Genomic DNA, 26,078 nt, shown 5'->3' with positions numbered 1-26,078 from the left:
CGTCCGCTTCCGTTTTGGTGAGGTGCTGGACAGCGCGGGCCAGCCGCCGTCGGAGGCATGGGTGGCGCCAAACATCTACCGTGAGAAGCGTCTCAAATTATTACGGCGACAGCCGGGAGCCAGTCAGGGCAGGTAAAGTTATCAGTTCGTAACATTATCTGACTGAAATGTGTTTGAAGATGCCTGCAGACTCGACTATCGAAGACAAGCCGAAACAGCTCCTGGGGCTAAGTGGCGCCCAGACTATTGGCTCGGCGTTGGCCGCGGTGACCTCTGCCTTGGTGGGGTCCTTTCTAGGCGTAGCCGGGACCCTTATCGGCGCCGCACTCGGTTCTATCGTTGCCACGGTGGGCGCCGCTCTCTATGCCCGAACACTCAGTTCGGCCGCCAACGTGGCATTGACGAAAATCCCAAAGCGACGCAGGGGCGGACTGCCCGCTGACGACGGCGAAGTACTGGCCGCCAACGCTCCGGCCGAGAGCGACGAACCTCGAGCCAAACGGCTGAAGAGGCAGTTCACCCCAAAGACCTGGATCAAGATCGGGGCAGTCAGCGCTGCCGCATTCGTTATCGCGATGGTCGGTGTCACTGCGGTCGAATTCGGAACCAACAAGCCCATCTCCAGCCTTGTCTCGTCGGCGTCGAGCATCGAGGGCGGTGCGACCGGACCCACGACGACGCTGGGCACAGCACTGAGCGGCACTCCGACCGCCCCGGACAAAACGGACGCATCCACCAAGGACGTGAAGGAAAGACCTGGGCAAGTTGAGCAAGTGCCTGCGAAAGTCGAGGAAGGCGCCAACAAAGTAGATGGCCTGACCACGGACGGTAGCCCCAGTGGCGCGGACAGTGGCTCGGCCGGAACCGCAGTGCCGGGAGCCGGCGCACCAGGCGACAGCACCCCAGCGGACGTCGCCCCGGAAACCGGCCAGAGCCCGGAGCCCGCCCCCGCAACCGAACCGACCCCGCAGCCCGAGGTGTCCTCGGATTCGGGATCGGCCGAGCAGCCCGCACCGTAATGGCGATGATAGGGATCAGGTACCGCTAGGAACCTGTCAGCGCGGCCTGCGGGATCGCTGTCAAAGACGTTCTTAAAGGCAATCCGGACCGGATAGCTAATTTGCAGGGTGAACATCGTCGTTCCTTTCCTTCGGCTGCACGGTGGCCGGACGCTGATCGGACAGCTCGTTACGTTGGGCCTGCACTCAGGCCAGGTATCTGCCATACAAATAGGTGGCATCAGGAAATGCCTCTTCACCGAATACTTCTTTTGCCTCAGTCTGGTTACTAGACCTGCAGCGACCCCACTCACGGCAATCAGTACTTAGAAGGAATTCAACGTGGAAACTCCCCTCTCCCATCTTGCCCACCTCGAGATCACCACCCCCGACGTCGAAGCCTCGGCACGGTTCTACGAGGAAAAGTTCGGCATGCGCATCGTCGACCGGGTGGACGGCAACGTCTACCTGCGCTGCTGGGGTGACTACTACCGCTACAGCCTGGTCCTCACCGAAGGTCCGGAAGCTTCCCTGGGCCGGATGGCCTGGCGCGCCAACTCCCAGGCCGCCCTGGAAGCCGCAGCCCAGCGCGTCGAAGCAACCGGCGTCCAGGGCAGCTGGACCGCCGGCGGCCACGGCTACGGCAAGGCCTACGAATTCACCGGCCCCTATGGCCACCCCATGCGCCTCTTCTTCGACGTTGAGAAGTTCGTGGCTGAGCCCGGTTTTGAATCCACCTACCCGGACCGGCCGGAGCGCCGCAGCAGCCACGCCGCAGCGCCCCGCTTCCTGGACCACGTCACCGTGGCCTCCTCCGATGTCCGAGGCTTCGCCAAGTGGTACAACGAGGCCCTGGGCTTCCGCGTCATGGCCTTCGTGGACCTGGACGAGGCACCCATCACCGTCTTCTCTGTGCTCACGACCAACGAAAAGTCCCACGACCTGGGCGTGGTCCTGGACACCTCCAGCCGCGCCGGACGCGTCAACCACATCGCCTTCTGGGTGGACGCCACCGAAGACCTGCTCCGCACCGCGGACGTCATGATGGAAAACGGCACCGCCATGGAATACGGCCCCTCCATCCACGGCGTGGGCGAGCAAAACTTCCTCTACTTCCGCGACCCGTCAGGCCTGCGCGTCGAGCTCAACTCCGGCGGCTACCGCAACTACGTCCCGGACTGGGAAGCCAACACCTGGAAGCCCTCCGAAGGATCCAACAACTTCTACAAGAACGGCGCCATGCCGCACTCCATGACCGAATCCTTCCCTCCCGCCGAAGGCTTCACCGCCACCGAAGAAGGCGCCTCCCCCGAAATGAAGGAAGCCCTCCTGAACCCCTACGCCAAGCAGGGACGGGGCTAGGACACCATGGCCGAAACACAATATGCACTCATCCGATTCCAGGAGACCGGTGACAGCAAGGCCCGCGCGGGCCTGCTGGTCGGCGACCGCGTCCTGCCGCTGGATGGGGAGATCAACGCCCTGATCGGGCACTGGGACACCACCGAGAGCCAGCTGGACGCCATCGCCGCATCGGCCGGCGAGGACACCGGCCTGGCCATGGCCGACATCGAGGTCCTCGCCCCGGTAGAGCCTGTCCAGGTCCTTCAGACCGGCGCCAACTACCGCAAGCACGTCATCGACCTCGCTGCAGCCCACCGCGAACCCGGCGAGGACGAGGACGAAGTCCGGGACCGGACCGCCGCGATGATGGACAAGCGCGCGGGCCAGGGAACGCCGTACTTCTTCATCGGGCTCCCGACGGCGATCGCGTCCGCCACGGACGACCTCACCCTGCCTGCCTACTCCAAGTCCCACGACTGGGAACTTGAACTGGCCGCGGTGATCGGCAGGACGGCGTTCCGGGTCACCCCCGAGGAAGCCCTGGACTACGTCTTCGGCTACACCATGGTCAACGACATCACAACCCGTGAGTACGTGTTCCGCAAGGACATGCCGGCGATCGGCTCGGACTGGTACCGCGCCAAGAACGCCCCCGGCTTCCTGCCCACCGGACCGCTGCTGGTACCCGCCAAGTTCTTCGGCGACCCGCAGGACGTCCAGGTCACGCTGAAGCTCAACGGCAAGGCCATGCAGGACGAGTCCACCTCAGACATGATCTTCGGTGTCGCCAAGCTGATCAGCGAGGCCTCCCAGATCATGCCGCTGCGCCCGGGAGACCTGGTGCTCAGCGGAAGCCCCGCCGGCAACGGCCAGCACTGGGGAAGGCTGCTCCAGGACGGCGACGTCATGGAGGGCACTATTACGGGCCTGGGCACCCAGCTCATCCACTGCAAGGACGAAGTTGTCACTGAAGGCAGCCAGCAGTGACCAGCCAGGACACAGCACCGGTCACCACCGGCACCGGGGAATCAGCCACCGATTCCCCGGTCATCCGGCGTGACGATCCGCTCGGCAGCATCCGCGCCATGGCCGAATCCCACAACAACTGGGGCCGCTGGGGCCAGGACGACGTCCTTGGGACCCTGAACTTCATCGACGCGGACAAGCGCATTGAAGCAGCAGCCCTGGTAAAGACGGGCGAGGCCTTCTCGCTGTCCCAGCCGTTCGACACCAACGGGCCGCAGAAGGGCTGGCGGCGACGCACCAACCCTGTCCACACCATGACCGACACCGGCGTGGACGCCGAACGCGGCAACCAGGGCTTCCCGCACGGCTTCGGCGGCGCGGACGACGTCATTGCCATGCCGCTGCAGTGCTCCACCCAGTGGGACGGCCTCGGCCACATCTTCGACCAGGGCAAGGCCTGGAACGGCCGCGCCGCAGGGGACGTGGTCACCTCCGAAGGCGACCTGGTCACCGGCATCGAAACCGCCGCGGCCAAGATCGTCACCCGCGGCGTCCTGCTGGACGTCGGCCGCGCGCTCGGACCCGAACTGGGAAGGAACGACGGCGAGCTGCCGGACGGTTTCGCCATCACCCCCGAACACCTCCAGCGGACCATCGACCTGCAGGGCACCAGCTCAAAGGTTGGCCGGGGCGACATCCTGGTGATCCGCACCGGACAGCACACCCGGGTGCGCCGCGACGGCTGGGGCGACTACGCCGGCGGCTCGGCCCCGGGGCTGTCCTTCAGCACCGCACCCTGGCTTCACCGCAGTGAAATCGCGGGGATCGCCACGGACACCTGGGGTTTCGAGGTCCGGCCCAACGAGTTCGACGGCGCCTTCCAGCCCCTCCACCAGATCGCCATCCCCAACCTCGGGCTGTTCCTCGGCGAAATGTGGGACCCGGACGGCCTCGCGCAGGCTTGCGCGGCAGACGGCAGGTACGACTTCCTGCTCACCGCGGCGCCCCTGCCCATTACCGGCGCCGTCGGATCGCCCGTCAACCCGATCGCCCTCCGGTAGCTTTCAGTACAACAGCACCACAACCATCATCAGTCACGCCGTCAATACAAAGGAGTCAGCGATGGCAGCAGTACAGAACGTCGGAATCGTCGGGGCGGGAGCCGCGGGACTGACCGCCGCCATCCTGCTGGCCGACGCGGGAATCCAGGTTGAAATCCTGGAGAAGGCCGACGCCCCGCAAACCCTTGGCTCTGGAATCACATTGCAGGGGAACGCCCTGCGGATCCTCCGCCAGCTGGGCGTCTGGGAGCAAATCGAGGCGAAGGGCTACGCGTTCAGCACCCTCGGCCTGCGCGCCCCGGACCCCGCCGGCACCGTCATCGCCGTGTTGGATGACATGCGGACCGGCGGCGACGACCTCCCAGCCACACTGGGCATGTACCGCCCCGACCTCACCGCCATCCTCCGCGAGCGTGCCGGGCAGGCAGGCGCACGGATCAGCTACGGCAAGACGGTCACCGAAATAACAGACGACGGCGGTTCCGTAACCGTGAGCACCGCCGACGGCGGCACCGCCCGCTACGACCTCCTGATCGGCGCCGACGGCCTGCACTCAGCTGTCCGCAAGGCCATCGGCATCGATAGTGAACCCCGGTCCACGGGCATGGGCATCTGGCGCGCGTTCGTGGAACGGCCGCAGGACGTGGTCCGCACCGACCTGACCTACGGCGGCCCCTGCTTCATCGCCGGCTACTGCCCCACCGGCCCTGACACCATCTACGCCTACCTCGTGGAAAGGGCCCAGGAGCGCAAGCACGAGGACGGCCCCCGCATTATGGCCGACCTCGCCGCAGCCTACGGCGGCCCATGGAACGAGATCCGCGCCAACCTGGACCAGAGCGCCCGCATCAACTACACGTGGTTCACTACCCACCTGGTGGACGGGCCGTGGAACCGCGGCCGCACCGTCATCATCGGCGACGCCGCCCACAGCTGCCCGCCAACCATCGCGCAAGGTGCTGCCATGGCAATGGAAGACGCAGGCGTGCTGGCCGATCTCCTGATCGGCGCCGACGACATCACCGAGACACTCTGGAAAGAGTTCACCGACCGCCGACTGGACCGGGCAAAAGCAGTGGTCGACGCCTCCGTCCAGCTGGGCCAGTGGATGCTCGACGGCGTCCGGGACGCCAACGTGCCGGGCCTCATGCATTCAGTCTCCAGCTTGGTTAGTGAGCCCGCATGAGCACCGGCCCTGCTGAAAAACCGACCGTGGACGTCCACGCCCACATCCTGCTTCCGGCCCTGCAGCAATTGGTGGCCGAAGCTGATCCCGAGGGCTTCGGCGCTCAACAGGCTCTGGAAGTCCGGCGCAACGGACCAGAGTCGATGGCCGCTTCGGGAAAAATGATCAAGGAGCGCTGGCCGCAACTGACGGACCTGGACCGCCGTCTTGCGGACATGGACGCCCAAGGCGTGGACGTGCAGCTCGTCTCGCCGTCGCCGTCGCACTTCTACTATTTCGCCGCGGAAGAACTGGCCCTGCAGGTTGCCAAGGCCGCCAACCAGGCGGTGCGGGAGTTCGTGGACCGCGCCCCGGAACGGCTGAACGGCCTGGGCCTGGTCCCGCTGCAGCACCCTTCCTTGATGGTCGAAGCCCTGGAACACGCCATGCTGGAGTGCGGGTTGCTCGGCGTGGAAATCGGCTCGTTCGCCGCCACCCCCACCGACCCGGAGCGCAGCACCGTTGAGCTCTCCGACCCCAGGCTGGAACCGTTCTGGAGCCGGGCCGAGGAGCTTGGTGCCCTGGTCTTCCTGCACCCCTTCGGATGCTCGCTGGACGAGCGGCTGGACCGCTTCTACCTCGCCAACACCGTCTCCCAGCCCGCGGAAAATGCGGTGGCCCTGTCCCACCTGATCTTCAGCGGTGTCCTGGACCGGCACCCGGACCTGAGGGTTCTGGCCGCGCACGGCGGCGGCTACCTGCCCACCAGCCTTGGCCGCTCCGATCACGCCTGGCGGGTCCGGCCCGAGGCACGCGGCTGTGCTGAGCCGCCGTCGTCGTATGTGAAGAAGCTGTTCTTCGACTCCCTGGTCCACAGCCCGGCTGAACTGCGGGCGCTCGTGGCCGCCGCTGGCCCGGGGCAGGTGCTGCTGGGCTCGGACTACCCGTTCGACATGGGCTCCGACCGCCCCGTGGCCGAGGTCATCGAGGCGCGGCTTCCGGTGGAGGACGAAGCCAGGGTGCTGGCCGGCAACGCCGCTGCCCTGGGCATCACGCCCGCCTCCATCCTCACTGCCCGCCGCACAGCCTAAGGAACCCTTTCATGGTCAAGATTGCTCGCTGGAACCACGACGGCGGGACGCAGTTCGGCTTCGTCGACGGCGTTAACTGCTACGCCCTGCCCGCAGGCCAGAGTGTCCAGACCCTTTTGGATGCCGGGCTCGAAGAGACGCTGGGTTTGGCCCGGCGGATCATCGGGTCTGGCCCGGCCGTTCCGCTGGCGGACGTGCAGCTGCTCGCCCCACTGGCGCCCGCCACCATCCGGGATTTTGTCGCGTTCGAGGAACACGTCGAAGGCGTACGGAAGAGCATCGACGGCGTGGCCGGCGTGGTGCCCGAATGGTACGAGGCGCCCACCTTTTACTTCACCAACCCGCATACGGTGACCGGCACCGGTGAGGTGATTGGTATTCCGGCGGGCTGCGAGGATCTGGACTTTGAAACCGAAGTCGCCGCCGTCGTCGGGCGCGTCCCCGGAAGCGACGGCCGGAACCTGACTGCAGCGGAGGCGCACCGGCACATCCTCGGCTACACCGTTCTCAACGACTGGTCGGCGCGGGACCTGCAGCGCCGGGAGATGAAGGTCAGTCTCGGCCCGTGCAAGGGAAAGGATTTCGCCAATACCCTGGGGCCCTGGATTGTCACCGCGGATGAGTTCGAGGACCTGCACGACGCCGAGGGGTTCCTGCCGATCTCCATGGCCGTGGAAGTCAACGGGAAAGCCATCGGCCAGGACCTGCTGTCCAACATGGGCTGGCCGTTCGCCGAGCTCGTCGCCTACGCCTCGCAAGACTCCGTGGTCCGGCCCGGCGATGTGCTGGGCTCCGGCACCTGCGGCAGCGGTTGCCTCGCGGAGCTCTGGGGACGGAACGGCGCGAAGACTCCCCCGCCGCTGAAGACGGGAGACGTGGTCCGCATGACGGTGGAAGGCATCGGGACAATCGTGAATACGGTTGGTGAACGCCGCAACGCTGGGACCCGCGTGCGTGCCCGACAGCGTCCGCGCAACCGGGTGGCCTCTACGGTTCCTTCCGGGACGTAGGGTGGTCTCCCTTCAGCTCGATGGCCGGACCGTGGTGGTCACCGGCGCTGGCCAGGGCCAGGGCGCTGCCGAGGCTCGCATGCTGGTGGAGGCCGGGGCCCGCGTCATTGCCACAGACCTCGCAGTGGACATGCCAGCCGGGCTGGCCGCCGTGTCATCGTCTTCGGCCGGTGCGCTGGTGTACCGCCAACTGGACGTCTGCGATGCCTCCGGCTGGTCCGATCTCGCGCACTGGATTCAGACCAAGGGGTGGCAGGTGGACGGGTTGGTCAATAATGCAGGCATCACCCAGCGGAGCCGGTTGCTGGATGCCTCCGTGGCTGACCTGCAGCGCGTCTATGAAGTCAATGTCGCCGGAAGCCTGCTGGGGATCCAGGCCCTCGCACCGCTGATGGGCAGTGCCGCATCCATCGTCAATGTCGGTTCCGTCGCAGGCCTGACCGCGCACTATCCGGTGGCCTACACCGCCAGCAAGTGGGCGCTGCGGGGCCTCTCCCAGGTGGCAGCCATGGAACTTGGCCCGCGGGGGATCCGCGTTAATACTGTCCATCCGGGTTTCATCGAAACGCCCATGACGGCGAGCGCTAAGCCCGAATTCAGGCAGGCCACCCTGGCCGAGACCCCGCTGGGCCGCACTGGAAGCGTGGAGGAAGTGGCCGGCGTCGTGCTGTTCCTCCTCAGCCCGCTCTCGTCCTTCGTGACCGGTGCCGAGATCCCGGTGGACGGCGGCCAGTCGGGCCACGGCGGAGCAAAGTCTGTCTCCGACGCCATGCGCTGACGCGGTGCACGATTCCAACTAGCCCGGCAGCACGGCCGACCAGCCGCCGTCGACCATCAGGTTGGCGCCCGTCACGTATGACGCTTCGTCGGAGGCCAGGAACAGCGCGCATTTGGCCACTTCTTCCGGCGTGCCGATCCGGCCCAACGGGATGCTGCCGGCGATGGACCGCATGGGGTGGTCGGCGGCCAGGAGGTTGCCCTCGGTCGCTGCGGTGCGGATCATTCCGGGGCTGACAGTATTGACGCGGAGTCCATGCGGAGCCCCTTCGGCCGCGAGCTGCCTGGTCATTGCCACCACGGCCCCTTTCGTGGCGGTGTGGGCCAGCCGGCCGTTGGTCATGGAACCGGTAACTCCTGCCGTGGATCCCACCAACACGATGGCGGCGTCCCGCACCTGGATCAGTTGTGGCCAGAAGTATTTGACCGGCAGGAACACCACGTCCATCTCGTGTTCGACATTCCACTTCCAGTCGGCAAACGTGAGCTGCTCCACCGGGGCGAAGCGGGTGACCGCCGCGTTGGCATACAGGATGTGCACCTGGCCGTGGTTTGCGGCTACGTCCTGCGCCCATGCCGCCACAGCGGCCTCGTCCGTGAGGTCGACCCGGCTGCTGCTGATCCGGCCCCCGGCTGCGGTGACCTGGCGGACGGTGGCCGCGGCGCCGTCGTCGTCCATGTCACAGCCCACCACCACGGCGCCCGCCTCGGCGAAGGCGAGCGCCGCCGCCCTGCCTTGGCCGCTGGCCGTTCCGGTGATGACGGCGGTTTTGCCGGCCAGGCGCAGGCTGGAGACAGGCATGGGGGATCCCTTTCGAAGTGCGTTTCTTCGACTTTCGCAGGGATGGTCCGGATCGGGAACGGCGCTTTGGTTCTAGGTGGTATCTGCCGCGTGGATAGTTACCGGGTGGGCGGTGATGGGGAAGAGTTCGTGCAGCCGCGAACAGGCCCGCTGGACCACGGAACGCAGCCAGACGCTGGCGGGGTCCTCCGCCTGGGACGGGTGCCAGTACATCGCTTCCACGAGGGACGCTTCAGCGTCTTCGGAGAACGCCAGCACAACGATATCCGCGCCGCGCTGGGCCCGTGCTGCCAGCATCCCGGGGACGAGCGCCACGAGGTCTGTCCCTTCCACCAGGAGCGGCAGGGACAGGAACCCGGCCACCACAGCCGCCACGCGGCGCTGAATACCTCGCGATTCGAACAGCTTGTCCGCCGGGGTGCTGATCCCCTCACCGAAATAGCCGACGGCGTGGGGAACAGTGGCCAGGTCCTCCACAGTGAGCCGGGGCTGTTGGAGCAGGGGATTTCCGGTGTCAGCCACAGCAACAAAGCTGTCCCGGAACAGCTGCTTGCTGGCTCCCTGCATCTGGTACCCCGTGGGCCCGACGAGCAGGTCGATTTTTGAGTAGTCGGCCATCTGGCCCTGGATCCCGGACTTGGCTGTGGGAACGAAATCCACCGACACTCCGGGGGCCTCCTCGCGCAGGATCCCCCGTAGCGGCCCCACGATCAGGGCCGCCGCGTAGTCCGAGGCGGCGATAATGAACTCCCGCTCGCTCGTGGCGGCGTCGAAGCCGGACCGCACGCGCGTGGCCCGCTGGATGTGAAGCATGGCTTCATCAACCAGCGGGACCAGGGACTGTGCGAACGGCGTGAGGTCATAGGTGCGCCCGTTCCGCACCAGGAGTTCGTCGTCGAAATGGCGCCGGAGCCTGGCCATTGCGGCGCTGGTGGCCGGCTGGCTGAGCTGGAGCCTCTCGGCTGCCCGGGAGATGTTGCGCAGTTCCAACAGGACCTGCAGCTGGGGCAGCAGGTTGAGGTCCAGGTTCTTCATACCCACAGGTTATCCGTGCCTCGACGTCAGCCCAGCCACAGCTGGCGGGCGTCTGCGCCCCTATGAACAGTTGACCTAGGCACTCTGCGAACTAAGCTCCTCAGCAACCTTCCGGGCGCCGCGGACAGCGATGGCCACGCTCATCAGCGTGGGATTCATGGCCGTTGCCGTCGGAATGAGCGCATTTCCGCCCACCACCAGGTTGTTGTAGCCCCACACGCGTGACCACGGATCCGCCACCGAGGTGCCGTCGTCGGTTTCACCCATGCGCATGGTGCCCTGGTAGTGCAGGCTCGAGCCGTTCGGCATGAGCCTGGGCTCGGCCACGAAGGCGCCAAGGGCCTTGCCGGCACGCCGCAGCCGCTCGGTTGCCTCGGCGATTTCCGCGTTTTCCCGTTCTGTGAGCGCGTACTCGATTCTCATGTTGGGGAATCCCCGGTAGTCCGGCTCATTGTCGTCGAACGTGACGGCATCCTCGTAGCGCGGGTGCTTGCGCATGCCGTAGCCCATGTTGACGTAGCCCCAGCGGTTCTCGGAGTAGGGGGTTCCCGGCTCCATCGGGAACGGCGTGGTCTCGGTGTACATCACCTGGACGGAGAAGGGGTGTTCCGGCTCTGAGAACGGGATGCGGTTGACCGCCGCGACGGGGTCTGCCGGGTTCAGTGCGCGCCGGGCCAGCTCGGCCTTAAGGTCCTCTTCGGTGGCGTACCGCCCCATCCTTTCGGCGTCCAGCGCCACCGTGGAGATGACCACGGGATGCTCGGTCAGGTAGTGGCCGAGGGCCTGCGGCCGCACACCGGATGCCCAGAGGAGCTGCGGGGAGCGGAAGGCATCGGCGGCCACCACCACGATGTCCGCTGCCACGAATGACTTCTCCCCGGTGCGGAGGTCCTCGACGGTGACACCGGTGACCCGGTGTCCGTCCAGTTCCACGCGGCGGACCAGGGTGAGGTCACGGAGTTCGAACTGCTTCGAGAGCGGGCTGTCCTTGTCGACGAGCGGGCCGAGGACGACGTCGGCCCCCGCCCAGCGCACGGAGCCGTCGGGCTGCGGGTCCCCGGCAACCGGAAGGGTGCCCACGCCGTACCCATCCGGCAGCTCCGCGCCGAACTCTTCATCGAGGAGGGTCCGAATGGCCTCACCAACGGCGGAGTCGGCAAACGCTGCGCTGTGGACGTGCAGCAGCTGCTTCGCGTCCTCAATCAGCCCGTCCCATTCGTCGTCCGCTATGAAGGGGATTTTTTCACTGAAGGCGGGCGACGGCGTCGCGCAGGTCCAGTGCGCACCCTGGCCGCCGATGTTGGTGGCCGCAGCCGCCGCGGGAAAACTCGAGGCGTGGGCGGAGCCCGCGCCGCCGAAGTCGAGAAGGTGGGTGCCCTGGCGGGCGGTGAACATTCCCTCGGTGACTGTGGCTGCCGGGATGCCGAGCGACTCACGGTAGGCGCCGGCCTGCGGCCCCTGCGACATTTCGCGGGCACGAGCCTTTTCGCCAGGGTCGGCGATGTTGCGGACGCTTGCGCCGGGAACCTCCGTCACCTGCGGGCCGGCTTCGAACATCACCACCCGCGCGTTCGGGACCTGCTCGAGGAGCACCCGCGCATAGGTGGAGCCGATTGGCCCGCTGCCGACGATGGCGATGGTTGGGTTGGACATGATGTCTCCTTTGAAATCAGGCCGAAAGGGATTCGGAAGTTGTTTGGGGGGCGGGAACGGGTTCGTCGGAGAGGCGCCCGTGCGGAAGCAGGACCGCCGCGACTATTCCCACTGCGTACGTGGCCGCCAAGGCAATAAAGATGGGGGTGAAGACTGAGGCGTAGATCTGAGCCACGCTGGCCTGTACTGCCGGGGCGGCCCCTTTGACCAGTTGCGGGGTCAGGGTGGAAGCGTCCAGGCCCGCCGGCAAAAGGGCCGCCACGCCGAAGCCGATCACCCCGCCGATAATCGCCGTCGCCACTGTTGACCCCACCTGCCGCACCAGGTTGATCGTCGCGGTGATGGTGCCGGTCTGGCTGGCCGGAGCAGCTCCCTGGACCACAGTGACGATCAGGCTCATGAACGCGCCGGTGCCCATCCCAACAACGGCCATAACGATCATGGGAACCCACAGCGGAAGCCCGGCGGGCAGCACCGCCATCACAAATAGTCCGGCGGCCCCCAATGATGTTCCCAGGATGGGGAAGATCCGGTACCGCCCCGTCCTGCTGGCCAGCCATCCGGTGAGCAGGTTGCTGGTCAGCATGCCGAACACGGTTGCGATGGGCACGAGCCCGGACACGGTGGCGGTGGTCTGGTACGCCATTTGGACGTACGTCGGCAAATAGGCGGTGATGGAGAAGAGGCCGACGCCGATAATCGCCGAGAGTGCGGTGCCTGCCGCGATGGTCCGGTTGGCGAAGAAATGCAGGGGGACGATGGGTTCGGGTGCGTGGCGCTCAACAAAGTAGAAGGCAACGAAGCCCAGCATGCTGACCGCGAGCGCGGCAGCGGTGGCGGGGCCCGCGCTGCGTTCTGCGGCCCAGGTGGCGGCGAGGACAAGGGCCACCAGTGCAGCGGTAAATACAGCCGCCCCGGCAACATCGAAGTGGCGGGGCATGGGGCCGGGCCCCAGGTGGGGAACGGCAACCAGGGCAAGGGCCAGGGCTGCAGCGCCCACCGGGATGTTGATCCAGAAAACCCACTGCCAGCCCCAGTAATCGGTGATGGCGCCGCCGAGAACGGGGCCAACCAGGACCGCGATGGGGAAAGCTGCGCCAATGATGGCCATGTGGCGCGGACGTTCCCGCTGCGAGGTGACCCTGGCGATGATGGTCTGCGACATCAGCTGCAGGCCCGCGGAGCTCATCCCCTGCAGGACGCGCGCGGCGATAAGCCATGCCATGTCCTGCGAAAAGCCGCAGGCCAGGGAGGCCGCCAGGAACATTACTAGCGAACTGAGGAAGATCCGGCGGGCTCCCAGGACATCGCCTAGTTTGCCGAGCACCGGCAGCAGCACTGTGCTCGCGAGGGTGTATCCCACAACAACCCAGCTCATGAGCTTCAGCGCGCCCAGCTCACCCGCAACCGTGGCCAGGGATGTGGACACCACGGTGTGGTCCAGGGCCCCGAGGAACGAAACCGTGAGCAGGGAGATAACAAGGAGACGGAGTCTCAAAGGTGTAAGTGGCATAGTGATCTACCCGAACGATCGGGCCGTCGACGCGACGTGTTGTGCCTCCGGCGCACCATCACGACGGAGAACGGGTTCGGAAGGAACCCCGGCGCCGTTACTCATGCTACCTCACTTTAGTTTGAAAGCAACAAAAGAATGCGTGAATTAGACACCTGTGGCGGCCATCCCTTATGTAGCAAGCACGGCGCGCGTGAGGGACATGTCCTCGAGCAGCTCATCCAGGTCCGTTCCGGGCTGACCCGAAGACTGCGCCTCGATGGCCCGGCGCAGCGCCAGACGGGCTGATGATTCATAGCGCTCCGGAGCCCTTAGTGTCCCGTCCTCGGTGGACGTCTCCAGCCGCGTCAGCCCGGCCTGCTGGTCCACGGTGACTTCGGTTCGCACCTCGCCGAGGGCCAGCACCTGGAGCAGGCCGTCGGCGTGAAGGCCCGCTGCCGCCGTCGCCCCCAGGGTGACGGGTATTGCCCCGCCCGCGGATCCCCCTGAATCCAGCAGAGCAATCCTGGCGTGCGCCGTCGCACTGCACACCTGGAGCGTCAACGGGCCCCGGACCAGTGACCGCGCCCAGCCCAAGCCGTCGCGGATTACCGCTTCAAGACCTGTCGCGGGGGCGGCGCACTCAACGGTGACGATCCGGGCCGGCCTGCCTCGTCCTGCCCGGACCGCGTCGGCAACCACATCCGGGCGCAGCCGGGGACGCTCAACGATGACCGGGATGTCACCGGGCCATGGGTAGGCTCCGAGTCCTTTCTGCGGGAGCGCAGCAGGGTCCGCAATCACCACCGCTGCCGCTCCCCTGGCCCGGGTGTCCAGCATGCCCTGCCACCAATCGCCGGATCCAGGCACCACAGCCACCGCCCCACTGACGTCTCTGGTGAGTGCAGCACTGACGGCAAGCTCGGCGACAGCCGCGAGATAGGAAGGCAACACGGTGAAGATGCCGATCCCTGGACTTGCTGAACTCATTGCGGCACCCCTTCAAGAACCTTCGCTGCGGCAGCATCGACCAGGTCGATTGCAAAGTGCGAGTCAGCCAGCAGTTCGTCGTACTCGACTGGGACCCCGCCTTCAAGGAGTGAGGCAAGCAGGCGCCACTGCGCCATATAGCCGTCTTCCGGATCCCGCCTGTACTCCGTCCACTGCCCGTCCGCGCTTCGCACTCGGGTGGCCGCGCTTCCGGCATGGACAAAGGCGGGCGGGAAATTCACCTCGATGCGGTCGTGGGAGGTGGCGATATTCATCCTCCAGAGGGCATCCGGTCCTTCCGGAAGCATGGTAAGCGCCAACTGGACCAGGATTCCGCCGGCCCGATACCCCACAAGGTAGCCGACTGGCGGGGCGACCCTGGCGTAAACAACCTCGTCGATGCCTGGCGCGATGTCCCTCACGGCCGGAAGATCATGGATCGCGAGACCGGTCAGCAGCTGCCGCAGAACGCCGGCCGCAACCGCGGGACTGTCGAGGTCCAGGCGTTCCCGCCGGGCGGCCTGGAAAGGGGCGCCCTCGGCGACCAGCCGGTGGTACCTGTCATTCGGCGGAAGCGCCAGCGTCACGGAGATCGCCTGCACCCGGCCCGCGAGGGCAACGAGATGATGCCTGGCCCGCCCCCACGCGGCGTCAAACAGGTGGTTCGTCCCCACCAGAAGGACCGTTCCCGCGAGCCGGCAGGCAGAGATGACTTCGTCGGCTTCCTCCCTGCTGGTGGCCAATGGCTTCTCGCAAAAGATGGCAGGCTTCCCCGCGGCTACAGCCGCCAGGATTTGGCGGGCATGTTCAGCGGGCGGGCTGCAGATGGCCACCAGGTGGACTGCCGGGTCCGCAAGCAGGTCCGCCTCCCCCACTGACCACCGGGCACCAAGCCTTTCGGCCAGGCCCTGGGCGCGCCCACTTCCCGCATCGGCAATGTGCACCACCTTGAACAGCTCCGCCAGGCGCCCCAGCACCGGCAGAAGCAGGGCCGCGACGCCCGGCCCGGCCCCAAGAACTCCTATATTCCAAGGCATCGTCGCCTCCCTCTTTTGTCCATATTATTCATAAGTACGGAAATATCCGGCTATAGTCGCGTTCAACCCCACCTTAGTTCCCTCTTATGTGTGAGAATTGTGATCATGACGACAGAGTCCACGCTCCGCTTTGGAGCACAAACGGATGAAGTGACGAGCCTGCTGAGGATCGTCAACCTGGTGCGAACGGGCGAGGCAACAACGCGCCCTGAAATCGGCAAGGTCACCGGGCTGGGCAGGGGCGTTGTCAGCCAGCGTGTGGACCAGGCCATTGAGATCGGCTTTCTCGGGGATGGAGAATTCGGCGCCTCCTCCGGTGGCCGCGCGCCCCGGACCCTTCGCTTCCGCGCGGAGCAGGGAAGGATTGTCATATGTGCCCTCGGAGCCGCTCATATAAGGGTTGGCGTCACTGCCCTTGACGGCGACATCCTGGCACACACGCACCGCACCTGGGATATCGCCCAGGGCCCCGAGAAGACCATTGACGCCGTGATGGCCCTCGTTGACGACGTGCTGAAAAAGGATCACCAAGTGCCCGTCTGGGGTGTGGTGGTGGGCCTCCCCGGCCCGGTTGACTTCGCCACGGGACAACCGGTGGCACCTCCGATCATGCCCGGGTGGAATGGATTCGATGTCCGTACGCCCTTCGAGGACCGCTTCAACGCACCGGTGTGGGTGGATAACGACGTCAACCTGCTGGCCCTTGGTGAGCGCGCCCGGCGTCGCGAATCCCTTGCGAACCTCATCTATTGCAAGATCGGTTCGGGAATCGGTGCCGGCCTGCTGTCCCAGGGCAGGATCCACCGCGGTGCCAACGGCGCGGCCGGCGACATCGGCCATGTCCGGGTTTCCGACTCCCATGCCCAATGCCGCTGCGGCAAGATCGGCTGTCTCGAAGCGGTGGCCAGCGGTTGGGCCCTGGTCAGGGACGCGGAAGAGGCTGTCAAGGGAGGCACCCGGAGCTCCCTGGCCCCGCTGGCAAAAAAGGGGACACTGACCCTCGAGGAGATCACCCTCGCGGCCCAGGCCGGGGACCCGCTGGCCATCACACTGATTCAAAAGTCGGCCCGGGTAGCGGGTGAGACCATTGCAGCCCTGGTGAACATGTTCAACCCCGGAATCATCGTCATCGGCGGGGCCATGGGATCGGCCGGCGAAGTATTCCTGGCCGAAGTGCGCCAGCGGGTCTACGAACTGTCCCTGCCGCTCGCCACCCGCGACCTCACCATCACCTTGTCCGTCAACGATGAGCGCGAACCCCTGCGCGGAGGAGCTGAGCTGGCGCGCGAGCAGCTGTTCGATGTCACCTTCCCGCGCTGGTTTGCTGACGGCAGGCCCTCACCGGAACGGGCCGCTGTCCCCGCATAGGGTCCACTGCACGGCCTGGGCAGAGCCGCTCAGGCCACATCGCGGGAGACGCTGGGCACCGGTTCCCGGTCAAGCTCCAGCCGGGCCTCCAGATGGAACGGCAGGACCAGCGGAGAACCGGGACGCGCCTGAAGGTAGGGCACCAGCAGCTGGAAGTCGACGGCGATGGCGTGCACCCCGCGGGAAAGCTCGCGCCGGCCGGCCAGGACCACCCTGTCCTGCACGAACCACCACCCGGGCTCCGCCTGCAATGCGTCCGCACGCACGCGCCGGGCCCCCAGCACCACCGTCAACTCCCCTGGTGCCACCGGGATGCCGTCGACCTCAACTGCGAGCTCAGCCACGGTGGAAAGGGGCATGGAGCGGATCCATGACAGGCCGAGCCGGAGTTCAAAGCCTTCCGGCGTGGCCGTCAGCGCATCTTCGCGCAAAGCGGTTTGCAACATGGCTTCCATCCTTTATCCTAAAAGTGACATAAGTTTGTCATTAACAAGCATAAATGGGAAGGCATCACATGGCCCCCGCACTTCCTGACAACTGGACCCTCTGCGCCAGCTCGTTCAACTGGATTCCGGAGATCACGGCAGCCCGGCGGACAGCCACTGACGTTGTGATTGGCATCGCGGATTCCGTGGCGAAGACAATAGAGCTCGAACCTGGGCTGCTGTGGCGGTCCTTCCCCGCTCCGCAGGACGCCGAGGTAGACGAACTGCGGGATTCGCTGGCGGCAAGAGGGGGCCGCGTCAGCATCGTTGGCGCCAGCCTCGACGACTTCACGTCCCCAACCGACCGCCGCTCGTTGCAGGAGCGCTTGGACTTCCTGGTCCCCCAGCTCAGCGCCGCCAGCCGAGTGGGTGCCCGCGGGATCCGGCTACCGATCGGACAGGCGGGAACGGAACTGCTCACGCTGCTGCAGCCGCTGCTGCATGAACTCGATCTGGTGCTGTACGAAGAAATCCAAGGGCAGCAGACTCCAAACAACCCTTCTGTGGCACCAGCACTGGATGCGATAGCCGGGCTGGCAGACGAGCACGTGCGGGTACTCGTCGACATCAGCATGCTCATGCCGGCCCTTCCCGTCACCTACCTTCATGAGTTGCGGCAGGGCGGCGTTCCTTCCGATCTTCTGGCGCGCCTGGAGAATGACTGGCGCGATCCCGCCACCCTCGATGCCGTCATCGCCCTGCTCCGCGCAGGGAAGGTTCCGCCGCGCATCCACACCCTCTTCATGAACCTGCTCATCCGCTTCGGCCGCAGCGACGCCGCAGACCTGCAGGGCATCCTCCCCCTGGTGGGCGCCTTCCATCTGAAGTTCTGGGATCTGGACGACGACGGCGGCCGGGTTTCCCAGCCGCTGCATGACCTTGGCAGCCTGCTGCGCGGGACCGGCTTCACGGGCACGCTGACCAGCGAATGGGGCGGCCACGAGTGGCTGCAGGACGACCCAACGGAGATGACGCGGAGTCACCTGGCCCTGGCGGGGGCAGCCCTCGCGGAGCCAGCAGCGGTGGAGTCGGCAGCGGTGGAGCCGGCACCAGCGGCCCGGGCTGCCCTCTGACCGGATACAGAAGCTAATGGCATACAAACAAGTGAGGCCGGCCCCGCGGGGCCGGCCTCACTTGTTTGCGAATTACTTCGTGCTGAATGCGGCGTCGAAAGCTGCGGCGGAGGGTTCATAGGCGGAGAGCCGGCGCACGAAGGCCAGCGCCTCGGGGGCGCCATCCAGCCGGTCCATTCCGGCGTCCTCCCACTCCACGGACAGCGGCCCGCGGTAGTCGATGGCGTTCAGCATCCGGAACGCATCCTCCCACGGCACGTCGCCGTGGCCGGTGGAGATGAAGTCCCAGCCGCGGCGCGGATCAGCCCAGGGCAAATGGGAGGAGAGCCGGCCGTTGCGCCCGTTGGACAGGCGCTTCTTCGTGTCCTTGCAGTGCACATGGTAGATCCGGTCCTTGAAGTCCCACAGGAACCCCACAGGGTCGATGTCCTGCCACACCATGTGGCTCGGGTCCCAGTTCAGGCCAAAGGCCTCGCGGTGCCCGATCGCCTCGAGGGCGCGCTGCGTTGTCCAGTAGTCGTAGGCGATCTCTGATGGGTGCACCTCATGGGCGAACCGGACGCCCACCTCGTCAAAGACATCGAGGATGGGGTTCCACCGGTCGGCAAAGTCCTGGTAGCCGGCGTCGACCATCTTTTCGGAGGCGGGCGGGAACATCGCCACGTACTTCCAGATGGACGATCCCGTAAAGCCGGTCACTGTTTTCACCCCCAGCTTGGCGGCGAGCCGTGCAGTGTTCTTCAGTTCCTCGGCGGCACGACGGCGGACCCCTTCAGGATCGCCGTCGCCCCATACGACGTCCGGCAGGATGCCGCGGTGCCGTTCGTCGATCGGGTCGTCGCAGACGGCCTGGCCCTTGAGGTGGTTGGAGATGGTCCACACTTTGAGGCCGTGGCGGTCAAGAATGTCCAGCTTGCCCTGCACATAGGCGTCGTCGTCCCAGCGCCAGGGGTCCAGGTGGTCACCCCAGCAGGCGATCTCCAGCCCGTCGTAGCCCCATTCGCCGGCGAGCCGGGCCACCTCCTCGAACGGCAGGTCGGCCCACTGGCCGGTGAACAAGGTAATTGGTCGTGCCACGTGCTTCCCCTCCTCAACTGGCCGGCACGGGAACGCCGGCAGCGACACGTGTCCAGGCGGAATCATTTTCGGAACTGCGCTCGACAGCGTCGAGCACCCGCTGCACCCTCAGCCCGTCGGCGAACGACGAATGCGGGGCGGAGCCGCCCACGATGCCCTCCACGAGGTCCTTGACCTGGTGGGAGAACCCGTGCTCGTAACCGAGCATGTGGCCTGCCGGCCACCACGCCGAAACGTAGGGATGCTCCGCTTCCGTGACCAGGACCTTCCGGAAGCCCTGGCGGTCCGCAGGTGCCGTGCGGTCGTAGAACTGGACGCTGTTGAGGTCCTCGAGGTCGAAGGCCAGGGCGCCCTTGTCCCCGGAAACCTCAATCTGGAGCGCGTTCTTCCGGCCGGTGGCAAACCGGGTGGCCTCGAACGACGCCAGCGCGCCGGATTCGAAGCGGCCCGTGAAGATGGCGATATCGTCCACCGTCACCTGGCCGGAGCCGACGCCGGAGCCGACACCGGCAGCGCCGGAAAGCCCGGTATCGGAAGGTCCGGAGCCTGAAGTGGAGCCCTTCAAAAGAGGCCGCTCCTTCACGATGGTGTCGATAACGCCGGACACCTTCTCCAGGTTCAGGCCGGTGACGAACTGGGCCAGGTCGATGGCGTGGGCGCCGATGTCCCCCAGGGCCCCCGAGCCGGCGTGTTCCTTCTGCAGGCGCCAGGCCAGCGGCATCTCCGGGTCCACCAGCCAGTCCTGCCGGTACGAGGCACGCACCTGGTTGATCGTGCCGACGGCGCCTTCGGCGATGAGGTTGCGGAGGAAGGTGACAGCCGGAACGCGGCGGTAGGTGAAACCGACCATTGCCTGGATGCCCCGGGCAGCCGCCCGTTCGGCGGCTTCGGCCATCGCTTCGGCTTCCGCCACCGTGTTGGCGAGTGGTTTTTCGCACAAAACGTGCTTCCCGGCCTCCAGCGCGGCGATCGCGATTTCGGCGTGGGAGTCGCCGGGGGTGACGATATCGACGACGTCGATATCGTCGCGGGCGATCACGTCCCGCCAGTCTGTTGCTGACTCGGCCCAGCCCCACTTGCTGGCAGCGGCGGCGACCGCTTCAGCGTTACGGCCGACAATAACCGCCATTTCCGGCTCGGCAGGCAGGTCGAATACCCGCGGCGCCGTCCGCCAGCCTTGGGAGTGGGCAGCACCCATGAAGCCATAACCGATCATGGCCACGCGCAGGGTTTTCATGCGAGCACCACCGTCCGGTCAACCGCGACGCGGTTGCCCACGTAACGCATCGGCGCAATCTGCATATACAGCAGGCGCAGGGTGAGGATGACCTCGACGTCGATCTCCTCGCCGGCGTCGGGGACGCGGTCCAGCGGGATGATCACGTCGGGCTTGTCTGCGACGAACCACAGGGTTTCCCATTGCTCCGGGAGTTCAGCTATGGAGTAGGACTTGTCCTGCAGTTCGAAGCGGAGAGACTCCTTGGGAATCTCCACGCCGTTGACCGTTGCAACGACGTCGTCAACGGCGGACAGCCAGAGGCTGCGGTACCAGGGCAGCTGCACCGATACGGCAATCCCCTCGGGGTGCCTGCGGACGTCGGTGTCCTGGAACAGGGAATTGTGAGTTGCCATGGCTTTCCTTACTTAACAGTCTCGACCAGGGTCGCGTGGGAGTCGGATGCATTTGGATCAACGGCCTCTTCGATGGCATGCCGCATCAGCGTGTGCTGCTTCTTGACGAGGTCGATCGGATCGGATTCGCCCAGGTCGGCGAACGCGTGGCCCTCCCACTCGCTGGACAGGTAGCCCTGGTAGCCGCCCTTGACGAACTGGCGCACAATGCGGGGAATGTCCATCGCGGGTTCATTGCCGTGTTCGTCGATGTCGTAGAACTTCGCGTGGACATGGAAGATCTGCGGCATGATATCCAGCCACTCCTCCGGCGGAACCAGTCCATGCATGTTGAATGCCAGCCGGGTGAACGGGCCCAGGCGGGCAGGATCAAAGTTGTTGGCACTGAGGTAGTCCTCGAACTCCTGGTTGCGCTCATGCATGGGCGACGGTTTGCGCCAGATCTCCTGCATGACGGCGAAGTGCTCCTCGGGCAGCCCCATTTGCGTCAACGTGCGGAAGAGGGTCGGGGAAAGGCTGTGCATCGTCGAGCTGAAGTCTGCGGTGAAACCGAGCCGGTCGCTTCCCAGTTCCTCGTACATTTCTCGGATCTGCAGGATCTTGGGATCGTTCGGGCCCTGCGGCGCGTGAATTTCGTAGCCGAGCTTCTGGTCGTACTTCTCGGCCAGGGGAAGCAGCCGGCGGAGCAATTCCTTGCCCGCGGAGCGGATCACCACGCGGTGGAAACCAAGCTTGTTGGCCGTGTGCAGCTGCGCGGCGAAGAAGTCGTACTCCTCATCGGGTGTCATGTCCCGGTCCTTGCGGCGGCCCATGTCCAGGTTGGTGCCCACTGCGCTGGGGGTCAGGCCGTAGCGGTCCATGCTGTCGCGCCACAGGCGGACGAAGTCGTCGTCGACGTCCGGGTAGGTGCGCAGCATCTGGGCGATGTTGAACTCAACCCCCGGGCCGAGGCCTTCATCTGCAACAGCTTTGATCAGCGTCTCAGGGGTGTAGAGCCCGGCGGCGAACTCGGAGGTGAGCGAATAGAGGGTGATGCCAAGCTCGATGCCCGAGCCTGCGATGCCTTCTGACATAATTTCTGGTTCCTTCGTTGTCAGCCGCGGACGGGCTGGGCGAGATGGCTGTTGAGGATGCGGCGGGCTTCTGAAGCGTCGGTGATCATGGCCGAACCGGCGTTGGCGGCCGCTGAGCGCTGGACGGCCTGCTCGCCGCGGATGATGTCGAACGGGTCCTGCCAGTTGTTCCAGTGCCAGCCTTCGTATTCGCTGGAGATTGCGCCGGAGTAGCCGTTCTCAACCAGTTGCCGGACAAGGCTCCGGACCGGCACCGAGGGCTCTTCGCCGGTCTCGTCGATGCCGAAGAACTTGCCGTGCACGTGGCGGACCCAAGGCATGATCTCCAGCCAGGTGTCCAGCGGTGCAGGACCGAAAAGCCCTGTTCCGTTGATGGCGAAGTCAATGCCAAGGTCGGGCCGGCCGTTGCGGGCCGCCAGGCCGATGAAGGCGCCGAAGCGTTCACCGTGAACCTTTTGCGTGTTTGGCGGTCCGTCGGCGTAGAACCCATTCCACAGGTCAACCACCTGTCCGAGAAGTGCCTCCGAAGCCCCACGGCGGCGGTAGGCCTCCAGCAGGGAGGGCGCAAAGCCGGTAACGGTGGCACCCCAGTCCGCGGTGAAGCCGAGCAAGGGGGAATCGAGTTTCTCGTAGCGGTCGCGAAGGGCCAGGACACGTTCGTGGGCGCCGTGCTGGTCCGCGTGGACTTCGAGGGCCAGGGTGACGCCGTACTTCTCGGCCACGGGCAGCAGGCTTTCCATGGCGTCCGGAGTCAGCGATATCTGCACCCGGGCGATCGGGAAGCCGAGCCTGGCGGCTACGTCGATCTGCTTGCGCATGTATTCGACAAGCTCGTCATGGTTCATGAGCCGGTCGCGGCGGATACCGGTGTCAACGTTGACTGCGAGGGAGGTGGGGACCAGGTCAACCTCGGCCACAAGATCACGGAACTGGCCAACGAAGTTGTCATCGATCCGGTCCGGGAAGCCGCGCAGGCTGGAGAATCCGATGACTTCGAGCCCCGGGCCGAAGCCTTCGGCCGCCACTTTGCGGATCAGGCCATCGAGGTCGTACTGCCGGGCGTGGACGGCCCGGGTGAAGCTGTAAAGGGTGACGCCCTGGATCGGCGTGCCGAGGCTGGTCATCGCTGTGCCACCTTCATGGTCTTGGTGTCGTGCTCTTCGATGTGCAGCACGCCGTGGTCGGTGATGATGTAGGGGATGTAGAGCTTCAGGTCCACCCTGACCTCGTGCTCGGTCCGGCTGTCCGGGACGGGAAGGTCGCCCGAAAGGACTGCCGAGTCCAGCGGGAACCACCATTCGCCGGTCTCGTCCACGAGTTCCTCGAAGCTGAAAGTGCGGTTGTTCATGGTCCAGCGCAGTGAGCCCTCGGGGGCGCTGACGCCGTCCACTGTCAATGCAGCTCCAGCGATGCAGGAACCCGGCAGGGCCCGGTACCAGGGGATGCGGACTTCGACGGCGGTACGGCCGTCTTGGGTGATCAGTGTTCCCTGCTCGATTATGCGGTCGGCGATCATCGAGACCTCCTTGTCTGCGGCATGCGTTGCCTGTGATTGAACGAAATAGCAGCGGCATCGCACCACTTATTCATTATTTAGTCAGTCTATTGTCTGATTCAGACATAAGTAAAGAGCTGTTGAGTTCTTCTTTGAGTTTCCGGGCCCCGCGCACTGCGAGCGCTACAGCGGTCAGCGTGGGATTGCATGCCGTGGCGGTGGGAATGACGCCGTTGCCAGCCACGAAGAGGCCGGGGACCTGCCACACCTGGCTGTCGGGCGAACACACGCTCTGGCCGTCGTCCCTTGCGCCCATCCTGGTTGTGCCCTGGTAGTGAAGCGATGCGCCGGGCGGCATGACGAACGGACGCTCGTCGAGCGGCTCACCCACCGCCTTGCCCAGGCGGACAATTTCCTGCTTGGCGCGGTCCAGTACCTCGTGATCCCGCCGCGTGAGGCGGTAGTGGATGCGCATGGCGGGCATCCCGTACGAGTCGCGGACACCGTCGTCGAACGCCACCCGGTCCTCGCGCTGCAGATCCTTGGCGCAGAACAGCCCAAGCCCCACGATAGAGCCCGGGACAACGGGGTCATCGTCGGCCAAGGGAACCGGTGACGCATCCAGTTGCATGATCTGGCCGTGGAAGGGCGCCCCGTCCGTGTAGGGAACCCAGGCAACTCCGCTCTGCTCACTGAGCGCGCCGCTGGCGGCTGCCCGGCCCTGCGGAGCGGTGACATCGCGCAGCCGGCTCGCGAACACTACCTGCGCCTGGTCGTTGAGGTAGCGGCCCAGGGCGTCGGGCCGGATCCCGGAAGCCCACAGCAGCTGCGGCGTGCGCAGGGCATCTGCACCCACCACAACGTAGCGGGCCGCCACCTGATGGGTTTCGCCGCTGCGGCGGTCCTGGACTTCGATGCCGGCAGCAGCGCCATCCTCCAGGAGCACACGCGTTACCAGCGACTCATCATAGAGTTCAAACTGCGGATTTTCCCGGGTCGCATCCCCCATCACGACGTCGGAACCTGACCAGACCAGGCCGCCGTCCTCCCGCCGGTGCACAGCAAGAGGCATGGGCTGGACGCGGTAGGCGGTGTCACGGCCCGCGTCCACGGCGGCGGCGAGTCGTTCCCGGACGAGGTCAGAGAACGGAGCCCCGTCGAAGGCGCGGGTGGTCACCCCCAGCAGTCGGTCGGCGTCGTCAAGAAGCTCTTCAAGGTCCGGCAGGAACGGAATGCGCTCTTTGCCGCCCGGGCGGGGGCAGGCAGCGGTCCAGTGGGCGGCCATGCCGCCCACGTTGCTGGACATGGCGGCGACGGGCATCCCGTCCTCGCCGGGGAAGGCGTAGCCGTCCTGCAGCAGGTAGGTTCCGGGCCTGGCCCGTCGCTCCCCGCTCTTGACCGCGCCGGGTGAGTTCACCGTTTCGGCACCTGCGCCGGGGCCTTCCGATGCCCGCTGCGCGAGGCTGCGGCGTTCAGGATCCTCAATGTTCTTGACGTGCGCCCCGGGTGGACTGCTGACCGTGGGGCCCACCTCGAACATGGCGATGGTGGCACCAGGGGCTTCCTCGCTGAGGATCCGTGCGTATGCCGCTGCCGTGGGGCCGCTGCCGACGATGGCGACGTCGACCGCAACGGGATACCGGTTACCGCTCACCATCCCGCCACCAGTTCCTGGATGCGCCGGACGGACTTCGCCGAGTCGATCGTCGGGTAGTACTCGAGCCCGATGGGGCCGGCATATCCGCTGTTCCCCAGGTCCGTGAGCCGGGCGTGCCAGTCGATGGAACCGGAACCGGGTTCGCCGCGCCCCGGCACATCTGCGATCTGAACATACTTGATGAGGTCGCCGGCGTTGGCGAGCTCGGCGGCCACGTCCTCGCCCTCGACCGTGGAGTGGTAGAGGTCGTAGAGAACGCCGAAGTTGGGCGAGTTGACGCCCTTGGCGACATAGACGGCTTCCGAGGTCCGGTCCAGCAGGGCTCCCGGGTGGTCAACCCTGACGTTGACCGGTTCGAGAACCAGGGTGATGCCGGAACCCTCGATGTGCGCGACGCCTCGGGTGAAGATCTCAATCAGTTCGTCCAGCTGGTCCTGCCGCTTGCGCCCGCCGAATCCGGTACCGCTGCCCACTACCAACCGGGGGCAGCCGAGCTGCTGTGCCACTTCGACGCCGGCGTCCAGCCCGGTGTAGAAAGCATCGTGGTTGCGGGGCGGGATCATGAACTGCATACGCGGTTCCGCCAGTTGGGAGGTGAGCTGGACTCCGGTTTCCTCGAGTGCGTGCTTCAGGGCCGGAATGTCTTTGCCCGTCGGGCCCCACATTTCGACGGCGTCGAAGCCGGCTGCTGCCGCCGCGCGAACCCGGTCAGCAGCACTTTCGCCTGCTTCGGCGAACAAAAGGTCGATATTGGGCGAAAGTTGGAACATGGATGTCTCCTAGAGAATTGAAGTAGT

At 65.9% G+C, this 26,078-nt stretch carries 25 protein-coding genes; 10 read left to right on the top strand and 15 right to left on the bottom strand.

Annotation, left to right across the window (positions count from 1 at the left end; genetic code table 11):
* Positions 1–179 precede the first annotated feature (179 nt).
* The 8 genes from ARTB_RS12685 to ARTB_RS12650 all read left to right on the top strand — a co-directional run bounded on the left by ARTB_RS12685 (position 180) and on the right by ARTB_RS12650 (position 8,413).
* Complete coding sequence (locus ARTB_RS12685; RefSeq protein WP_243180857.1) at positions 180–1,019, top strand: hypothetical protein; 840 nt, start codon at positions 180–182, stop codon at positions 1,017–1,019.
* Between the two features lie 321 nt (positions 1,020–1,340).
* Positions 1,341–2,360, top strand: a complete 1,020-nt coding sequence (locus tag ARTB_RS12680) for a VOC family protein (protein ID WP_028275796.1) — start codon at positions 1,341–1,343, stop codon at positions 2,358–2,360.
* Positions 2,361–2,366: 6 nt separating this feature from the next.
* Positions 2,367–3,329, top strand: coding sequence for a fumarylacetoacetate hydrolase family protein (locus ARTB_RS12675; RefSeq protein WP_243180855.1), 963 nt, complete (start codon positions 2,367–2,369; stop codon positions 3,327–3,329).
* Entirely contained in the window at positions 3,326–4,369 is a 1,044-nt protein-coding gene (locus ARTB_RS12670) for a cyclase family protein (RefSeq protein WP_243180853.1), read from the top strand. Before ARTB_RS12675 ends, ARTB_RS12670 begins: the two co-directional genes overlap by 4 nt.
* A 61-nt stretch (positions 4,370–4,430) precedes the next feature.
* A complete protein-coding gene (locus ARTB_RS12665) occupies positions 4,431–5,555 on the top strand; it encodes an FAD-dependent monooxygenase (protein ID WP_243180851.1) in 1,125 nt (374 codons plus the stop codon).
* Positions 5,552–6,625: an amidohydrolase family protein gene (locus ARTB_RS12660; RefSeq protein ID WP_243180850.1), complete on the top strand. Its 1,074-nt coding sequence runs from the start codon at positions 5,552–5,554 to the stop codon at positions 6,623–6,625. The genes ARTB_RS12665 and ARTB_RS12660 overlap by 4 nt, the downstream gene beginning before the upstream one ends.
* 11 nt (positions 6,626–6,636) lie before the next feature.
* Positions 6,637–7,635: a fumarylacetoacetate hydrolase family protein gene (locus tag ARTB_RS12655; RefSeq protein WP_243180848.1), complete on the top strand. Its 999-nt coding sequence runs from the start codon at positions 6,637–6,639 to the stop codon at positions 7,633–7,635.
* Position 7,636: 1 nt separating this feature from the next.
* On the top strand, positions 7,637–8,413 hold the full coding sequence (locus ARTB_RS12650) for an SDR family NAD(P)-dependent oxidoreductase (RefSeq protein ID WP_243180847.1): 777 nt from the start codon (positions 7,637–7,639) through the stop codon (positions 8,411–8,413).
* Between the two features lie 18 nt (positions 8,414–8,431).
* Here ARTB_RS12650 and ARTB_RS12645 read toward each other — a convergent pair whose 3' ends face one another.
* From ARTB_RS12645 to ARTB_RS12620, 6 genes are all read right to left on the bottom strand, one after another.
* The gene (locus ARTB_RS12645; RefSeq protein WP_243180845.1) at positions 8,432–9,214 is read right to left on the bottom strand and encodes an SDR family NAD(P)-dependent oxidoreductase; all 783 of its coding nucleotides are present in this window, start codon (positions 9,212–9,214) and stop codon (positions 8,432–8,434) included.
* Between the two features lie 72 nt (positions 9,215–9,286).
* Complete coding sequence (locus tag ARTB_RS12640) at positions 9,287–10,249, bottom strand: LysR family transcriptional regulator (RefSeq protein WP_243180843.1); 963 nt, start codon at positions 10,247–10,249, stop codon at positions 9,287–9,289.
* 75 nt (positions 10,250–10,324) lie between these two features.
* On the bottom strand, positions 10,325–11,902 hold the full coding sequence (locus tag ARTB_RS12635; protein WP_243180841.1) for a GMC oxidoreductase: 1,578 nt from the start codon (positions 11,900–11,902) through the stop codon (positions 10,325–10,327).
* A gap of 16 nt (positions 11,903–11,918) precedes the next feature.
* Entirely contained in the window at positions 11,919–13,415 is a 1,497-nt protein-coding gene (locus ARTB_RS12630; protein ID WP_439954125.1) for an MFS transporter, read from the bottom strand.
* 171 nt (positions 13,416–13,586) lie between these two features.
* Positions 13,587–14,384 carry a hypothetical protein gene (locus ARTB_RS12625; protein WP_243180819.1) on the bottom strand — a complete coding sequence of 266 codons (798 nt, stop codon included), beginning with the start codon at positions 14,382–14,384 and terminating at the stop codon, positions 13,587–13,589.
* On the bottom strand, positions 14,381–15,421 hold the full coding sequence (locus tag ARTB_RS12620) for a Gfo/Idh/MocA family protein (protein ID WP_243180811.1): 1,041 nt from the start codon (positions 15,419–15,421) through the stop codon (positions 14,381–14,383). The genes ARTB_RS12625 and ARTB_RS12620 overlap by 4 nt, the downstream gene beginning before the upstream one ends.
* 105 nt (positions 15,422–15,526) lie before the next feature.
* On the opposite strand from ARTB_RS12620, the gene ARTB_RS12615 reads away from it, so the two are divergent.
* Positions 15,527–16,789: an ROK family protein gene (locus ARTB_RS12615; RefSeq protein ID WP_243180809.1), complete on the top strand. Its 1,263-nt coding sequence runs from the start codon at positions 15,527–15,529 to the stop codon at positions 16,787–16,789.
* A 29-nt stretch (positions 16,790–16,818) separates the two neighbouring features.
* Here ARTB_RS12615 and ARTB_RS12610 read toward each other — a convergent pair whose 3' ends face one another.
* Positions 16,819–17,235, bottom strand: a complete 417-nt coding sequence (locus ARTB_RS12610) for a C-glycoside deglycosidase beta subunit domain-containing protein (protein ID WP_243180800.1) — start codon at positions 17,233–17,235, stop codon at positions 16,819–16,821.
* Positions 17,236–17,303: 68 nt separating this feature from the next.
* Between ARTB_RS12610 and ARTB_RS12605 the strand changes: the two genes are divergently transcribed.
* Positions 17,304–18,347 (top strand): restriction endonuclease subunit R, encoded by a 1,044-nt coding sequence (locus ARTB_RS12605; RefSeq protein WP_243180798.1) that lies wholly within the window; start codon positions 17,304–17,306, stop codon positions 18,345–18,347.
* A 72-nt stretch (positions 18,348–18,419) separates the two neighbouring features.
* Here the strand turns inward: ARTB_RS12605 and ARTB_RS12600 are convergent, their stop codons facing one another.
* The 8 genes from ARTB_RS12600 to ARTB_RS12565 form a co-directional block, all read right to left on the bottom strand.
* Positions 18,420–19,424 (bottom strand): sugar phosphate isomerase/epimerase family protein, encoded by a 1,005-nt coding sequence (locus ARTB_RS12600; protein ID WP_243180795.1) that lies wholly within the window; start codon positions 19,422–19,424, stop codon positions 18,420–18,422.
* 13 nt (positions 19,425–19,437) lie between these two features.
* A complete protein-coding gene (locus ARTB_RS12595) occupies positions 19,438–20,661 on the bottom strand; it encodes a Gfo/Idh/MocA family protein (protein WP_243180792.1) in 1,224 nt (407 codons plus the stop codon).
* Positions 20,658–21,056: a C-glycoside deglycosidase beta subunit domain-containing protein gene (locus tag ARTB_RS12590; RefSeq protein ID WP_028275814.1), complete on the bottom strand. Its 399-nt coding sequence runs from the start codon at positions 21,054–21,056 to the stop codon at positions 20,658–20,660. Before ARTB_RS12590 ends, ARTB_RS12595 begins: the two co-directional genes overlap by 4 nt.
* Before the next feature lie 8 nt (positions 21,057–21,064).
* On the bottom strand, positions 21,065–22,129 hold the full coding sequence (locus ARTB_RS12585; protein WP_243180790.1) for a sugar phosphate isomerase/epimerase family protein: 1,065 nt from the start codon (positions 22,127–22,129) through the stop codon (positions 21,065–21,067).
* 20 nt (positions 22,130–22,149) lie between these two features.
* Entirely contained in the window at positions 22,150–23,253 is a 1,104-nt protein-coding gene (locus ARTB_RS12580; RefSeq protein WP_243180789.1) for a sugar phosphate isomerase/epimerase family protein, read from the bottom strand.
* A complete protein-coding gene (locus ARTB_RS12575; protein ID WP_028275817.1) occupies positions 23,250–23,645 on the bottom strand; it encodes a C-glycoside deglycosidase beta subunit domain-containing protein in 396 nt (131 codons plus the stop codon). Before ARTB_RS12575 ends, ARTB_RS12580 begins: the two co-directional genes overlap by 4 nt.
* 73 nt (positions 23,646–23,718) lie before the next feature.
* Complete coding sequence (locus tag ARTB_RS12570) at positions 23,719–25,281, bottom strand: GMC oxidoreductase (protein WP_279294210.1); 1,563 nt, start codon at positions 25,279–25,281, stop codon at positions 23,719–23,721.
* Positions 25,275–26,051: a TIM barrel protein gene (locus ARTB_RS12565; RefSeq protein ID WP_243180787.1), complete on the bottom strand. Its 777-nt coding sequence runs from the start codon at positions 26,049–26,051 to the stop codon at positions 25,275–25,277. Before ARTB_RS12565 ends, ARTB_RS12570 begins: the two co-directional genes overlap by 7 nt.
* Positions 26,052–26,078 lie beyond the last annotated feature (27 nt).

Source organism: Arthrobacter humicola (assembly GCF_022803015.1).
In the GTDB taxonomy this organism is placed as follows: Bacteria; Actinomycetota; Actinomycetes; order Actinomycetales; family Micrococcaceae; genus Arthrobacter; species Arthrobacter humicola_A.
The sequence above is the reverse complement of the archived record's forward strand: the minus strand, read 5'-3'. Positions and strand labels throughout refer to the sequence as shown.